At 55.2% G+C, this 14,571-nt stretch carries 11 protein-coding genes and 1 pseudogene; 6 read left to right on the forward strand and 6 right to left on the reverse strand.

Annotated features, from left to right (window positions below; translation table 11 throughout):
* Positions 1 to 284 precede the first annotated feature (284 nt).
* Positions 285 to 1,496 (reverse strand): pyridoxal phosphate-dependent aminotransferase, encoded by a 1,212-nt coding sequence (locus tag AC3WK5_RS20300; protein ID WP_054596362.1) that lies wholly within the window; start codon positions 1,494 to 1,496, stop codon positions 285 to 287.
* A 224-nt stretch (positions 1,497 to 1,720) separates the two neighbouring features.
* Between AC3WK5_RS20300 and msrB the strand changes: the two genes are divergently transcribed.
* The 3 genes from msrB (at position 1,721) to AC3WK5_RS20315 (ending at position 3,176) form a co-directional block, all read left to right on the forward strand.
* Positions 1,721 to 2,116 carry a peptide-methionine (R)-S-oxide reductase MsrB gene (msrB, locus tag AC3WK5_RS20305; RefSeq protein ID WP_054596363.1) on the forward strand — a complete coding sequence of 132 codons (396 nt, stop codon included), beginning with the start codon at positions 1,721 to 1,723 and terminating at the stop codon, positions 2,114 to 2,116.
* Positions 2,117 to 2,232: 116 nt separating this feature from the next.
* Positions 2,233 to 2,718, forward strand: coding sequence for a glutathione peroxidase (locus AC3WK5_RS20310; protein WP_103315668.1), 486 nt, complete (start codon positions 2,233 to 2,235; stop codon positions 2,716 to 2,718).
* Positions 2,715 to 3,176, forward strand: a complete 462-nt coding sequence (locus tag AC3WK5_RS20315; protein WP_103315669.1) for a MarR family winged helix-turn-helix transcriptional regulator — start codon at positions 2,715 to 2,717, stop codon at positions 3,174 to 3,176. Before AC3WK5_RS20310 ends, AC3WK5_RS20315 begins: the two co-directional genes overlap by 4 nt.
* On the opposite strand, the gene AC3WK5_RS20320 is transcribed toward AC3WK5_RS20315, so the two are convergent.
* Positions 3,160 to 5,487, reverse strand: coding sequence for a hybrid sensor histidine kinase/response regulator (locus tag AC3WK5_RS20320; protein WP_103315686.1), 2,328 nt, complete (start codon positions 5,485 to 5,487; stop codon positions 3,160 to 3,162). The two genes, AC3WK5_RS20315 and AC3WK5_RS20320, sit on opposite strands and share 17 nt — an antisense overlap.
* 166 nt (positions 5,488 to 5,653) lie before the next feature.
* Between AC3WK5_RS20320 and AC3WK5_RS20325 the strand changes: the two genes are divergently transcribed.
* Positions 5,654 to 6,544 carry an ATP-binding protein gene (locus AC3WK5_RS20325; protein ID WP_054596366.1) on the forward strand — a complete coding sequence of 297 codons (891 nt, stop codon included), beginning with the start codon at positions 5,654 to 5,656 and terminating at the stop codon, positions 6,542 to 6,544.
* Positions 6,541 to 7,023 carry a GAF domain-containing protein gene (locus AC3WK5_RS20330; RefSeq protein WP_103315670.1) on the forward strand — a complete coding sequence of 161 codons (483 nt, stop codon included), beginning with the start codon at positions 6,541 to 6,543 and terminating at the stop codon, positions 7,021 to 7,023. Before AC3WK5_RS20325 ends, AC3WK5_RS20330 begins: the two co-directional genes overlap by 4 nt.
* Before the next feature lie 55 nt (positions 7,024 to 7,078).
* Here AC3WK5_RS20330 and AC3WK5_RS20335 read toward each other — a convergent pair whose 3' ends face one another.
* The 4 genes and pseudogenes from AC3WK5_RS20335 to AC3WK5_RS20350 form a co-directional block, all read right to left on the reverse strand.
* Entirely contained in the window at positions 7,079 to 10,708 is a 3,630-nt protein-coding gene (locus AC3WK5_RS20335; protein ID WP_103315671.1) for a transporter substrate-binding domain-containing protein, read from the reverse strand.
* 8 nt (positions 10,709 to 10,716) lie between these two features.
* Positions 10,717 to 11,343, reverse strand: coding sequence for a response regulator transcription factor (locus AC3WK5_RS20340; RefSeq protein ID WP_019692902.1), 627 nt, complete (start codon positions 11,341 to 11,343; stop codon positions 10,717 to 10,719).
* 297 nt (positions 11,344 to 11,640) lie between these two features.
* On the reverse strand, positions 11,641 to 12,039 hold the full coding sequence (locus AC3WK5_RS20345) for a response regulator (RefSeq protein WP_054596369.1): 399 nt from the start codon (positions 12,037 to 12,039) through the stop codon (positions 11,641 to 11,643).
* Positions 12,040 to 12,307: 268 nt separating this feature from the next.
* Positions 12,308 to 13,027, reverse strand: a pseudogene (locus AC3WK5_RS20350) (deoxyguanosinetriphosphate triphosphohydrolase family protein); the annotation flags it as partial.
* A gap of 263 nt (positions 13,028 to 13,290) precedes the next feature.
* Between AC3WK5_RS20350 and AC3WK5_RS20355 the strand changes: the two are divergent.
* The gene (locus tag AC3WK5_RS20355; protein WP_103315672.1) at positions 13,291 to 14,457 is read left to right on the forward strand and encodes a hypothetical protein; all 1,167 of its coding nucleotides are present in this window, start codon (positions 13,291 to 13,293) and stop codon (positions 14,455 to 14,457) included.
* The last annotated feature ends 114 nt before the right edge of the window (positions 14,458 to 14,571 follow it).

Here is a 14,571-nt window from a genome sequence, read left to right on the forward strand (position 1 = left end):
GTAGCGTACTGCGGGGTATATAAGGTGCCGCACCAGGCTATTCAACCGGGTGACTATTTCAAACTGTGTCCTACAGCTGGATTCTAGATGCTTGCAGGGCATTTCTGACGTCACCTGAATAGATATTTGGCTGGATTTTGCTTTCACAAGTCCCGCCTCTGTTGGGCGTAACCGGCAGCCGCGTAAATCCGCCTGCACTCAAGGCGCTGTCGCAGTCGAAGAATGGAGATATGTTGCTGAATTAATCGCTGAGGGCCTTTTTGAGGCCCTCGGCGTTATCGCGCTTACTGGCGATAGGACTTGAGGAAGTTGCCGATCCGACCGATAGCCATGTCCAGGTCGTCCACCCGTGGCAGGGTCACGACGCGGAAGTGGTCCGGCCATGGCCAGTTGAAGGCTGTGCCCTGGACCACCAGCAGTTTTTCCGAAAGCAGCAAGTCGAGAACGAATTTTTCATCGTTGTGGATCGGGCAGACTTTTGGGTCGATCCGCGGGAACGCGTAGAGCGCGCCCATCGGTTTGACGCAACTGACGCCCGGGATGTCGTTGAGCAGTTCCCAGGTGCGGTTGCGCTGTTCCAGCAGGCGACCTTGCGGCAGCACCAGATCATTGATGCTCTGATAACCACCCAATGCGGTCTGGATTGCATGCTGGCTTGGCACGTTGGCGCACAGGCGCATGTTGGCCAGCATGTCGATACCTTCGATGTAGCTTTGGGCGTGATGCTTGGGACCGGAAATGGCGATCCAGCCGGAGCGGAAACCGGCAACCCGATAGGACTTGGACAGACCGTTGAAGGTCAGGCACAGCAGGTCCGGCGCCAGGGACGCGGTGCAGATGTGCACGGCATCGTCGTACAGAATCTTGTCGTAGATCTCGTCGGAGAACACCACCAGATTGTGCTGGCGAGCCAGTTCCAGCATGCCCAGCAGAACTTCCTTGGAGTACACCGCACCGGTCGGGTTGTTCGGGTTGATGATGACCAATGCCTTGGTGTTCGGGGTGATCTTGGCCTTGATGTCGGCCAGGTCCGGCCACCAGTTGGCTTGTTCATCGCACAGGTAATGCACCGGATTGCCGCCAGCCAGGCTGACTGCTGCAGTCCACAGCGGGTAGTCGGGGGCTGGGACCAGCACTTCGTCGCCGTTATTGAGCAGGGCCTGCATCGACATCACGATCAACTCGGAAACGCCGTTGCCCAGGTAGATATCTTCGATGCCGACACCTTCTACCTGTTTCTGCTGGTAATACTGCATGACAGCCTTGCGCGCACTGAACAGGCCTTTGGAGTCGCTGTAGCCCTGGGCGGTCGGCAGATTACGGATCACGTCCTGGAGGATTTCATCGGGCGCTTCGAAACCAAAAGGCGCCGGGTTGCCAATGTTCAGCTTGAGGATGCGATGGCCTTCCTCTTCCAGGCGTTTGGCGTGCTTGAGCACTGGGCCGCGAATGTCGTAGCAGACGTTGGCGAGCTTGTTCGATTTGCTGACCTGCATGGCGATGTGTTCCCGAAAATGAACGATCCAGACGCTGTATGAACTACCGTACTGGGAATCCTGCGTTTTCACACGCGCCTGGTGCCTGGGGTCACCGCACCAAAATCCGTTTGAATGCGGGTAACGCGGCTGCCAGACTGGCGATTAACGAGGCGCAATCATACGTGCCGCCTGATCCGTGGAAAAGATACAGATCAGGCTTTTTCAGATGCAGAGGTATGACAATGGAAAAGTTGGAAAAAACCCTGGAAGAATGGCGCGCGATGCTCGACCCGGAGCAGTACAACGTTTGTCGTCTGAAGGGCACCGAACGGCCGTTCTCGGGCAAGTACAACGGCACCAAAACCGATGGTGTCTACCACTGTATCTGCTGCAACGAACCGCTGTTCGACTCAAAAGCCAAGTTTGATTCAGGCTGTGGCTGGCCGAGCTTCTATGAGCCGATCGGCGAGAGCGCCATGGTCGAGATTCGCGATATCAGCCACGGCATGATTCGTACCGAAGTGGTCTGCGCCAAGTGCGACGCGCACCTGGGGCATGTATTCCCGGATGGCCCGCCACCGACTGGCTTGCGTTATTGCATCAATTCGGTGTGCCTGGACCTGGTGCCGCGCGAATAATGTGAGTCCTGACCTGCGGCAGCTGCTTGTCGGCAGGTTATTGATTTATTAAATTGCATACAATCTAATTGCTCGCTATTTTTAGTCCTTCCCCATCTTCCACCGGAGCATGCGCGATGACTGACACCCTGCTGAGTATTCCCTGCACCACCATCAACGGTGAGCAAAAGACCCTGGCCGATTACGCCGGCAAAGCGGTATTGGTGGTCAACACCGCCAGTAAGTGTGGCTTTACCCCGCAGTACAAAGGACTGGAAGAACTGTGGCGGACCTACAAGGATCGAGGCCTGGTGGTGCTTGGTTTTCCGTGCAACCAGTTCGGAAAACAGGAGCCGGGCAATGAAGGGGCGATTTCCGAGTTCTGTGAATTGAACTTCGGTGTGAGTTTTCCACTGTTCAAGAAAATCGACGTCAATGGTAGCGACGCCCACCCGCTGTTTGTTCAGTTGAAAAAACGTGCGCCGGGTGTACTGGGCTCCCAGGGCATCAAGTGGAATTTCACCAAGTTCCTGATTGGCCAGGATGGCAAGTTGGTCAAGCGTTTTGCACCGGCGACCAAGCCGCAGGACCTGACCCGCGAGATTGAAGCCCTGCTCAAATGAACGATGTGTCAGCCGATTCGCTGCTGCTCGACAGTCAGCTCTGCTTCAAGCTGTACGCCGCGTCCCGAGCGGTGATCCGCGGTTATAAGCCGATGCTCGATCAACTGGGCCTGACGTATCCGCAATATCTGGTGATGCTGGTGCTTTGGGAGTGGCAGCACAGTGCGCCCGAGCAACCAACCGTCAAAGCCCTTGGCGAGCGATTGTCGCTGGATTCCGGGACGCTCACGCCGCTGCTCAAGCGTCTTGAGCAGTTACACCTGGTCCAGCGTCAACGCTCGGCGCGCGATGAGCGAGAAGTGCACTTGAGCCTGTCGCCGGCAGGGGGTGCCTTGCGCGAACAGGTCGGGCCGCTCAAGGCACGCCTGTTGTGCGACAGCGGTGTCGACCTTGAGCGCTTGGGCAAATTGCGTGACGGCCTTGATCAACTGCTGGGGCAAATCAGGGCGCTACCGTAGCCGGCACCCACTGTTCAAGCAGGGCGGCCAGTTCCTCGCGACGGAACGGTTTCGCCAGATAATCGCTCATGCCTGCCGCGCGGCAGCGTTCGCGCTCCTCGGGCATGGCGTTGGCGGTCAGGGCAACGATCGGTAGATCCGGCCAGCGCCCACTCTGACGGATCTGCCGGCTGGCCTCGTAGCCGTCCATCACCGGCATGTTGCAGTCCATCAGCACCATATCAAACTGCTTGAGTTCCAGCTGGTCGAGCGCTTCGGCGCCGTGGGAGGCGACAACCACCTTGCAACCCAACTTGCTGAGCATGCCTTTGGCTACGAGCTGATTGACCGGGTTGTCTTCCACCAGCAGGATTCTCGCCCGCCGCTGGGGCATGAGGCTTGGCTCTTGAGTATCGGACACGAGAGCGACTTCGTCGGCCTGCAAAGTGCGTCGTAGTGTCTGGTAGAGTGCGTTGCGGGCCAGTGGGCGGGCTTGTTGTTGCAGAGGGGCGAGGGCAGCCGCTTCTTCGCTGGGCATGAAACTGCCATAGGCGGTCACCAGCAAAATCGGTGCGGTCATGCCCGGACGTAATCCGAACAGACATTCCGGGCAGTCGGTGATCAGCACATCGGGCGATAAGCCGATCATTGAGTCGTCGATGGTGCGCTGCTGGTACTCCAGCCCCCAACCGGGTAACAGATTGCCTAACAGTTCGGCCAGACCGCTGCTGGCGGCGGTAATCGCCAATACCTTGCCTTGCAGGGACGCGGGAACGATTGCCGGCGTGTGGGTGGGCAACGGCAGATCAGCGCAGAACTGGCTGCCGAAACCAGGCTCCGAGCTGATACCGAGTCGACCCTGCATGGCTTCGCACAGGTTGAAGGTCAGGGCCAGCCCCAGCCCGGTACCGCCGAATTGACGAGAGATGCCGGCACCTGCTTGGGTAAACGGCTGGAAGATTTTGACCTGATCATCCTGCGCGATGCCGATACCGGTGTCGCAGACTTCGATTCTGACACCGTCTTCGTGGGTGCTCAGGCGCACGTCCACCCGTCCAAAACGGGTAAATTTAAGGGCGTTGGAGAGCAGGTTGCTGACAATCTGCCGAACCCGCATCGGGTCGCCGAGTACCTGCGACGGGAACTGCGGATCAATCAGGCACGTCAGTTCGACGCTGGGCGCGGCGTTCTGTGACAGCAGGTTGGCGGTGTCTTCGATCAGTGAGCCGAGGTCGAACGGAATGCGCTCCAGCTCAAGCTGGCCAGCGTCGAACTTCGACAGGTCGAGAATATCGTTGAGCAGCTCCACCAGTACTTTGCCGGAGTCGTGGGCAATCGACAGTTGCTGGCGTTGTTCGGCATTCAGCGGGCTGTCCAGCGAGAGGGCGATCATCCCCAGCAAACCATTGAGTGGCGTACGGATTTCATGGCTCATGTTGGCCAGAAACACAGAGCGCGCCTGGGCCATGTCCAGGGCGGTCTGGCGCGCGATTTCCAGTTCTTCGTTCGATACCGTCAATCGGCTATTGATCGCTTTCAGTTCACCGGTACGCGCTGAGACAATATTTTCCAGTTGCCCCAGGTAGTCGGTCAGGCGGTTTTCGGCATTGCGGCGTTGCTGGATTTCAGTGGTCATGCTTTCGAATTGCTGGTTGGCCACGGTGACCAGAACGCCGATCTCATCGTTTTCGTGCGCTACCGGACACTCCAGCGGTGGTTGTTCCGAACTGCTCGGGTCACGTGCACTCAGTTCGCGGATCACCCGCACCAGCGGTTTGGTGAGCATCACGTAGAACAGCGCCAGCAAAATCCCGGTCAGTATCAGGCTGCGGACAAAACCGTTGATCAGAGTGACTTCGGCCCGACGCAGAAAGCGGCTGCCAAACGTGTAGGTGTCAATGTCCAGTTGCAAGGTACCGAGGGACTCGTCGGGCAGATGGTCGAGGAACAGGCGGTCCTTGAACTGTCGATTGGCGCCGAACAGAAAGTCGCTGATCACCCGATAGCCGCCGTTTTGCGGGTCCGGGCGTTTTACGCTGGCGAGGATCGTATTGTTGTTATCGCTCAGTTGCGCACTGATGACCGCAGGCGAGCGCAGCAGGCCGAGGGTCAGTTCCTGGGCCAGTTCGGCATCGATGTTGTAGGCGATCCGCGAAGCCGGGTTATGGCTGATTTCCAGCAGCGAGTGTATTTCCCGGTTGATGGAGGCGTCTTCGCTGGCATAATCGATGCCTATTTGCACCAGACTGAGCAAGGTTCCCAGAATGAAACCGACCAGCACCGTAAGCCTGGCTTGCTTGTAAGACAGGCGGTTGGTGAACTTGATATCCATGGTGTGCTGAACCACTTTCGTTTCCCTTCTGGGCGAAGCATAGCCGATCATCAGTGTATTTCGGCATGACTGGCGGGTAAGCCATTATCGCGATAATCCCGGCATTACGTGCTGCGCTTGGTTTTCTGTCGCCCATCATTACTGTGAACGTGCCTGAGGAGAAGTCGTGGATTCCCGATTGAATGCATTTCTTGAACGCGCCGATGCGGTTCTGGCTCGTATTGAGCCGCTACTGCCCGCGCAACGCACGGCCATCGACTGGACGCAGTGCCTGGCGGCACGCTGGCAGCGCGAGGGTCGCAGCGGATTTCTGTTGCCGCTTGAGGTCAGCCTGGACATGCGTCTGTCCGACTTGATCGGGGTCGACAAGCAGTTGGAACAGTTGGGGCGAAACACCCGGCAGTTTCTCGACGGCATGCCTGCCAACCACGCGCTGCTCTGGGGTTCGCGCGGTACCGGTAAATCGTCGCTGGTGCGGGCCTTGCTGGCCGAGCACGCCAAGGGCGGTTTGCGTCTGATCGAGATCGAGCGCGATCACCTGGCGGACCTGCCACGCGTCGTCGAGCAAATCGCCAAGCTGCCACAGCGCTTTGTGCTGTTTTGCGATGATCTGTCGTTCGAGGCCGGCGAGGGCGATTACCGGGTGCTCAAAAGCGTGCTCGATGGCTCGCTGGAACAGGCACCGGATAACGTACTGCTGTATGCCACCTCCAACCGTCGCCACCTGGTTCCGGAAAAAGAAAGCGATAACGAAAACTGGAAAAGGGTCGACGGCGAGCTTCATCCCAACGAGGCGGTCGAAGACAAGATCGCGCTGTCGGACCGATTTGGCCTGTGGCTGTCGTTTTATCCTTTTACCCAGGAGCACTTCCTCAATGTGGTCGAGCATTGGGTGGGAGCGTTGGCGGGCAAAGCCGGCCTTGAGTGGAAGCGTGATGAAGAACTCGAGATTCTTGCGGTTCGCTGGGCTACCGGACGCGGTAATCGCAACGGCCGTTGCGCGTATCAATTTGCCCGGTATTGGGTCGGCCTGAAGTTGTTGGAGCACAAGGCATGATCGATTTGCAAAAGAGCGGCGCTGGACTTGAGGGCTACGGCCTGCTCTGCGCGCAGTTGGAGTCGCTGCTGGCGGATGAGCGCGACTTTATCGCCAACGCCGCGCAGTTTTCGGCGTTCTTGTTCAATCAGCTCGATGATCTGAATTGGGCCGGGTTTTACCTCAATCGCAACGAGGAACTGGTGCTCGGACCGTTCCAGGGGCAGATCGCCTGTGTGCGCATTCCGTTCGGTCGTGGCGTTTGCGGCGCAGCGGCTGCAACCCTTCGCACTCAACGGGTTGAAGATGTGCATGCGTTCGCCGGGCATATTGCCTGCGACAGTGCCTCGAACAGTGAACTGGTGGTGCCGCTGGTCAAGGACGGTCGATTGATTGGCGTGCTGGATCTGGACAGTCCTTTGCTGGCGCGTTTCACCGTTGATGATCAGGTCGGCATTGAGCAGTTGGCGGCGATTTTCCTGCGTTTGACCGAGTGCTGATCAAACCCGCAGCCGCTACCGAAGGCGGCTGTTACGGGTTGCTTCAGGGGCGCTTTTACACGTTGGCGTGATGATGGATCTGTCGTTGTAGCGCCTGCTCCAACTCAAGCATGGCGTGCTCTATGCCTTTGCAGCGGGCCTCGAGCAGGTCCAGACAGAAGTTCTCATGACATACGCGCTCAAGCGCTTCGCAACCGTCGATAAGCCTTGAGGCCTGAACAATACGGGCCGCCCCTTTGATTTTGTGCGCCATATCGATGAAGGCTTGCGGCCCGCTTGCAGGCGGCAGTGCGAGGAGTTCCTGGCGGTCGAGGCGATTGCTGTTGAACAGTTCGGCGAGCAAGCGCTGAACCAGTTGTGGATCGCCGCCGGTGAGTAACCGCAAGCCATCCAGGTGAAAGGCTTGATCTTCGATAATCGGCTTGAGTGCTTCCAGTCGTTGGCCCAGCGTCGTCAGGCTGATGGGTTTGAACAGGCAATCGTTCATGCCAGCCTGGCGGCATCGGTGTTTTTCCTCCGGCTGAGCATTGGCGGTGAAGCCAAGCACCGTGCAGGGCGGGCGCTGCTCATCGTGCTCGGTCTGGCGGATGGCACGAGTGAGTTCGTAGCCATTCATCAGTGGCATATTGCAGTCTGCAATCACCAGATCGAAATGCCCCTCTTTCCATGCCTGGAAACCTGTCTCACCGTTGTTGGCCGTGACGGATCGATGCCCCAGAAAGCCGAGTTGCTGGCACATGAGCAATCGATTCGCGGGGTGGTCGTCGACCACCAGCACGTTCAGGGTGGCCGAGGCGTTCGCGATGACCGGTTGCGGGGTGTCCAGCACCACGGCGTCCGGCAGCGCGGTCATCGGCAATGAAATCCTTACCTGAGTGCCGACCCCGGGCGAACTGGTCAGTTGCACGCAACCGCCCATCATTTCGCACAGGTTGCGGCTGATCACCAATCCCAATCCAGCGCCGCTTCTGGCCAAATGCCCGGTGTTATCGGCCTGGGTGAAAGGCTCGAACAAGCGTCGCTGATCGTCTTCGCTGATGCCAATTCCGCTGTCATTGACCCACAACTCCATCTGGAGCCGGTCGGGCTCCGACGCCGGTTGCAGATTGACCTTGATCCTCACCTGGCCGTGCTCGGTAAACTTGATGGCATTGCTGATCAGGTTGGACAGTATCTGTTTGAAGCGCAGGGGGTCGATCAATACATCTGGCTGTTCAGCGCTGGTGGGGAACTCCAGCACCAGGCCGAGATTTTTTTGCCGGGCCAGTCCATCGAAGACCCGCACGACCGATTCAATCGTCTCGCCAAGGTTCACCCGCTCAGGGGCCAGGCTTAAATGGCCAGACTCGATTCGGGCGATATCGAGTATGTCGCCAATCAACGCCAGCATGTCATTGGCCGAGCTATGGGCCACTTCGATGGCCGGTCGATCCAGCTGGCCCTGATCGGCCCGTTTCAATGTCAGTTCGAGCATGCCGATCACTGCATTCATCGGTGTGCGAATTTCATGACTCATGGTGGCCAGGAAGGTGCTCTTGGCACGATTGGCCTTGTCCGCCTGTTCCTTGGCTGACCTGAGCTCATCAAAAAGCTGCCGTCGTTCGCTGATGTCGATCCAGCCTCCGATGATCCCCTGGACCTCACCCGTCGAGTCTCGATAGGGAAGAATCCAGTGATAGATCGTCAGCCTTTTTTGGCCAATGTGCAGGGGGCGGTCGAGAATCAACGGGACACCTTCAGCCACCACTCGCTGGTAGTCGGCCAGGTATTCCCGGGCCTCGAACTCGTTGCTCATGGCACCCTGCATGAGGCTTTTGCCAATCACGTCCTCGCGTTTGGCACAAAAGGCTTCCAGATAGCTGTCGTTACAACTTTGCAGCAGTCCTTCGCGGTCCCGTACGTAGATGGGGTGGGGCGTACCATTGACCAGCGTGCGCATGAATTCGAACTGGTCGTTGAGTGCGCGCTCCGCTTTCTGGCGTTGCTTGATCTGCCTGCGCATGTGGGCATTCCAGGTCAGCGAAATCAGCAACAAAAGACCGCTGCCAATGACCAGTTGATAAAACAGGCGATGGTAGTTGCGCCAGGCGCTATTGGCGGTGCCCGTGTAGCCGCGCCAGCGGCTGTTGATTATTCCCAGTTCGTCCGGCGCGATGCTGAGCAGGGCTTTGTCGAGGATGGAGTGCAGTTCCGTAGCGTCGCGCGCGGTGGCCAGTGAAAACGCGGCTTGCTGCGTCCCGACAGTCGCGCTGATTTGCAATGCGTCCTCGAACACTTGCGATGAAATGAAGTAGTTGGCAATCACCAATGAGTTGACTGCACCCTCGACCTGACCTTTGGCGAGTAACTCCACCGCGCTGAAACTGTCAGGTGTTTCAACCAGCTGGATCGTCGGGTAGGCACGGTGCAGATAGTCGAGGAGCGGATTGCCTTGAGTGATGGCAAGGCTCTTTCCATTCAATTGCTCAAGACTGATTGGGCTGGAGGTGCTCTTTCGGGTCAGTAGTACAAATGAATTTTCCAGGTAGGGACGGGTGAAACTCAGTTGCGCCTCGCGCTCGGCGCTGGGAATCATCGCGGCGATCAGGTCGGCCTGGTTCCCTTTGACCTGGCTGATCATCTCGCTGTCACTTTGGCTGCGGTGAATCTCGAAGCGTAAACCGGTTCGAAGCCTGATCAGTTCGAGCAAGTCGGCGGTGATTCCCCGAAAGCTCTCGTCGGCGTCAAAGAATGTCAGCGGGGCGAAGGCATCGTTGACGACTACGCGAACAACGGGGTGCTGCGCAAGCCAGCGTTCCTCGCGGTTGGTCAGTTGCAGTTTGTGGTCGGTCAGAAGGATGTCGCTGCCCGCGCTCCAGCGTTTGGCAATGTTTTCCCGCTCGCTCGCAGGCACTTCCTTGAGTACCGCGTTGATGATTGCCAGCAGGTCTGGATTGTCCTTGCTGACTGCGAAGCTGAAGCCATAGGCCTCATGTTTGCCGAAGTTGGCCATCCGTACATTTTTCAGATAGCCCTTGTTGATCATGAAATGAGTGGAAATGGTATCGCCAAGGAATACGTCTGCCTGGTCGAAGGCGACGGCATTGATCGCGTTCTGGTAGGACGGGTAAGAGGTGATGATGGCCTTGGGATATTGCGCCTTTACCTCCTCCAGCGGCAGATAGTGATAGACCATGCTCAATCGCATGTCGGCGAGACCTTCGGTCAATGATCGGTTTTCGGCGTTCCGGGTGACCAGAACCGGTTGATCTATGGCGTAGGGGGTAGACAGTACGATGCTGGAACGTCGTTCTTCAAAGCTATTGGCCGTTCCGAGCAGGTCGACATCGCCGTTTTCGAGTGCTTCGATGGCGGCCTCTCGGGAGAGGTAACGACGGACCTTGATCGGCAGGCCCAGGGATTGTGCAAGAACGCCTGCGTAATCAGCCGTGAAACCCTCGTAGTCGTGGCCGCTGATCGTTAAATCGAAAGGAGGGTAGTCGGGTGCGGAGGTCCCCAGGATCAGTTCGCGCTTGTTTTGCAGCCACAACCGTTGTGATTTATCCAGTTGGACGTCCATGTAACCTGCCGTTGAGCGGCTGAGCAGCGCGTAATTTCCGACTCCGCTGCCTGCTCCTGACACAGAGGTGCTCAGACATAAACCTGCACTCAAATACAATAAATAGTCCTTTAAACACCTGGGCATCCTGTCTCTCACACTAGCGCGTTACGTTTTGCCATCTCGATAAGTTCTACCAGGGATTTGGCCTTGAGTTTTTGCATGAGTCTTTTTTTGTAGGTGCTGACGGTCTTGTTGCTGAGGAACATGCCCTTGGCGATTTCCTTGTTGGTACGACCCTGGGCGAACAGTTGCAGGACCATCAGTTCGCGATCGTTGACGGACTTGAACAAGTCCAGTTCAGCGCAGAGCGCTTCATCCCCGCGAACCGGGTTCAAGGCCTGGCTGGGGAAGTAGTTGTAACCGGACAGCACGGCTTTGATGGCACTGAGCAGCTCGCTGAGATCTTCCTGCTTGCAGACATAACCGGAGGCCCCGGACTGCATGCAGCGGATGGCGAACAGCGTTGGGCTCTGGGCCGTCAACACCAGTGTTTTCAGCGGGGTGCTCATTGCATTGAAGCGGGAGAGAACTTCCAGTCCGTCGAGTTTGGGAATGCTGATGTCAAGAATGATCAGGTCGGGCATGCATTCGCGAACCATCTGCATCGCATCGACGCCGTTGTCGGCTTCACCGACTACTTTGTAACCTTCATGTTCCAGCAACATACGAACCGCAAGGCGAATGACGGGGTGATCGTCAACAATAAAAACCGAGTTCATAATCATGTCCCATACGTGCGCAAATAAAGCGAGCACCTTAGCTCAGATAAGTGCGTTGACGCATGAACTGACGAGGCTATAGGTGCAATATAGGACATGTCCTACATTAAAAGAGGCAGAGGACTACGAGTGAACTAGGTTTGTGAGGAGGAATAAGTATATTAACCGGGCATGTAGGCGCATTTATTCAGGGTCGATATGTGTTTTTACAATATATGCCGCATCGCTGTTTTCTGATGCGTAATGGCGCTGAGGTTTTTTTATTTGTCGTGAGGTATCCGAGGGGGTTAATTGTGTTTATTTATAAAGGTCCGAAAGGGTCAACAAGTTTATAAATTCAGATTGTTTCAGTGGCTTTGCCAAATAACCAAGTAATGGCAGTCGTTGTTCATGTGCATTTTTTTTCAAGGTGTCCAGTTCGGTTGAGTCAAGGCTGCTCAGGATGATTGCCTGTCGTATCAGGCCCTGGTGGCTGGCAATACCGATCAAGTCGAGGCCGCAGAGGTCTGGCAGGCATTGATCGCACAGCAGTATTTCGAAGGGGGGCTGCACATGTCTCAACGTTTGTAATGCATTTTCGGCATTATCTACAGCGGTGACTTGAGTAAAACCGTAACTTTCAAGCAGGTATTGGGTTGCTTTCAGCTGAAAAGGATGGTCCTCCACCAGCATGATGCGCAGATCGTAGTTGAACATATAGCTTTCCATGTGGAGGGTCGAACTGCGGTGGGTGTCGGAAACAGCGTTGTCGGTTTAATCAGTACTGTCTTGTTTGCCGTTGCTGGAGCTCTATCGGCTGTAAGGCCGCCAATTCTATTGTTCAGGATAGAGTGATTATTTCGTGTGTATACAGAGCAAACGATCAGTTTGCTCTGTATACGATGTAGGGAGATTCTCCCGGTACTACAAAGTGTGGGGAGATTAGCCGTCACGGAATATTTCGGGGCGACCGATCAATGGATTTTTAGTGGTGACTGGAGCGTCCGGTCATTTCCAGTGCCATTTCGCTGGCATAGCTGTCGGTCATTCCGGCGATGAAGTCGATCATGCGTAAAAACGAGTTATGCAAAGGACCGTGCGGGTCGGGTGCATTATTACCCAGCAGATCGAGTATGCGACGATTCTTGAATGAAGCCGTACGACCGCCGTGCTGTTCCAGTGCCGCCCCACAAAAGCCATTCAACAGAATTTCCAGCGTGGTGTAAGCGCCGATTTCATGCAGGGTTTTGCGCTTGTCCTGGAAGATTTTTTTACGCGCCATGTCTTTGGCATTCAGTACGCAACGCTTGGCGGGCCCGTGCATGTGTTCCACCAGATCGCCGTGAAGGGTGCCGGCCAATAGCGCGTCCTGTTGCTCGACGAATGCCCGTGCCGCAGCGTTGGTCAGGTGCTCGATGGCTTTACCGCGAAGAATCGCCAGTTTGCGGCGACGCGAGTCATCGGGGCCGAGTAGGCGGTAGGTTTCCGGCAGATCATCACCAACCAGGCCGAGCAACAGGGACTCCACCTCGGCGTACTCCAGAAGCTCCATCTCCAGGCCATCTTCAAGGTCGATCAAGGCGTAGCAGATGTCGTCGGCGGCTTCCATCAGGTAGACCAGAGGATGTCGAGCCCAGCGCTGCTCCTCGAGTTGAGGCAGGCCGAGTTTCTGGGCGATCTGCTCCAGCAGGGGCAGCCCACTACGGGCAATTCAGCAACCAAACTGTAAAGTTGCTATCTAGTTGATTTATATGAATAAAGCGTAGTTTTAAGCCTTGTTCTGAAAAGCCCAGAGATCGTGATGCCAACGTTAGCGGTAGGGAACGTTTTTAAGGAATCGTAGAAAATTGCCGTCAGGTAGCGAGCTTCTTGGTGGTGGAGAGGCTTTGCGGGCATGCGTCCCCATCAGTCACGCCCTTGGCGTTCCCATTGCGTTAAACGACAATGAGGAACACCAAAGGAGTCGTCATGAAAGCAAATTGGATTTTGGCGGGAATCGGTATTGCGGTAGGGACCGGCGTTCTGGTTGCCATTGGTGTCCTCTGGGCTTATGGGTATTACCTTGGACCAGTATCAAGACAAGCAACAGACTGGGGAAGCTTCGGATCCGTGATGGCGGGGGCATTCACGTTACTCAGTTCGTTCGCGACTATCGGGACTTTACTTTTCCTTTATCTTCAACAAGTGAAGAACGACGAAAAACAGGAAAAAACCGACTTGCAAAACCTGCTTAAAGAAAAAAAACACGATGAGGTCGTAGAAAAACAACTGAAAGCGTTGGCTTTTGAGCAATATTTGAATCACCGAAAACTATTTATAGAACGGCTAAACGAGCAAGCAACATATTTTCGAGGGGAGATTGGATTCCCTAATCCTGAGCGTGTCTATAATGCAGTGTTCCCCAAAAATAGCCCAAGCCATTGTGAGTACCGGGTTGATCTCCTCGATCCCAAAGATGCAAAAGCTTACGATCTGACCGACTGCGTAGCAATTTACCGATCAATCGGATTACTGTTGGAGAATTATAGCGACAAGGAAAAGCACTTAACCTTGATTCAAAAAATTGTGCATATACAAGGGTGTCTCGGTATAAGCTATTCTGGACAACATCGGGAAGGCGATATCTATTTCGTTGGTGTGAACGCAGGTTTAAATATTTACACGATTGAGAAAACACTTATTCGTATAGAAAACGTACTTAATTCAATACTTTTCTACACTGGAAATGAAGCACTACCACAAATCCATCACAAAGGACAAAGCTCACTTATACGTGATGCCCTGTATGACACAATTACCAACTACCATAGAGCAAAAGGTGGTATTGAAATTAGGTATACGATTGAAGCTCTTCCGTTTCTTCATCAATTATATGAGGATAGTCAAATTCATTTCGTCGTAACGGAGAGGCTGCTAGAAGAAAGCTATATAGCGTTAGTAGAGTTGTTTTCAAGTCACGACGAGATGGCGAAGTTAAATGACCATGACTACGCGGATAGACTCACAGACATAATTCTTTACGAACTGAATTCGGCAAAAAAAATATACGCTTCAGAGCCTGACCGTATGGCTATATTGCAAAGAATTGAGAATACCAATTGGTGTGCAATGGAGTCTCTTGGCGTTACAGTGTGATTGAATATTATTATCTATGTGTTGATAGCATGCTCCCGATTAGGGAGCAAACGCTCGCAACCGTAGTTATCAAATGTTAGGCGACTGAAACTCCAATGAAGAGAGTTAACAGTA

It is taken from the genome of Pseudomonas sp. FW306-02-D09B (assembly GCF_058782685.1).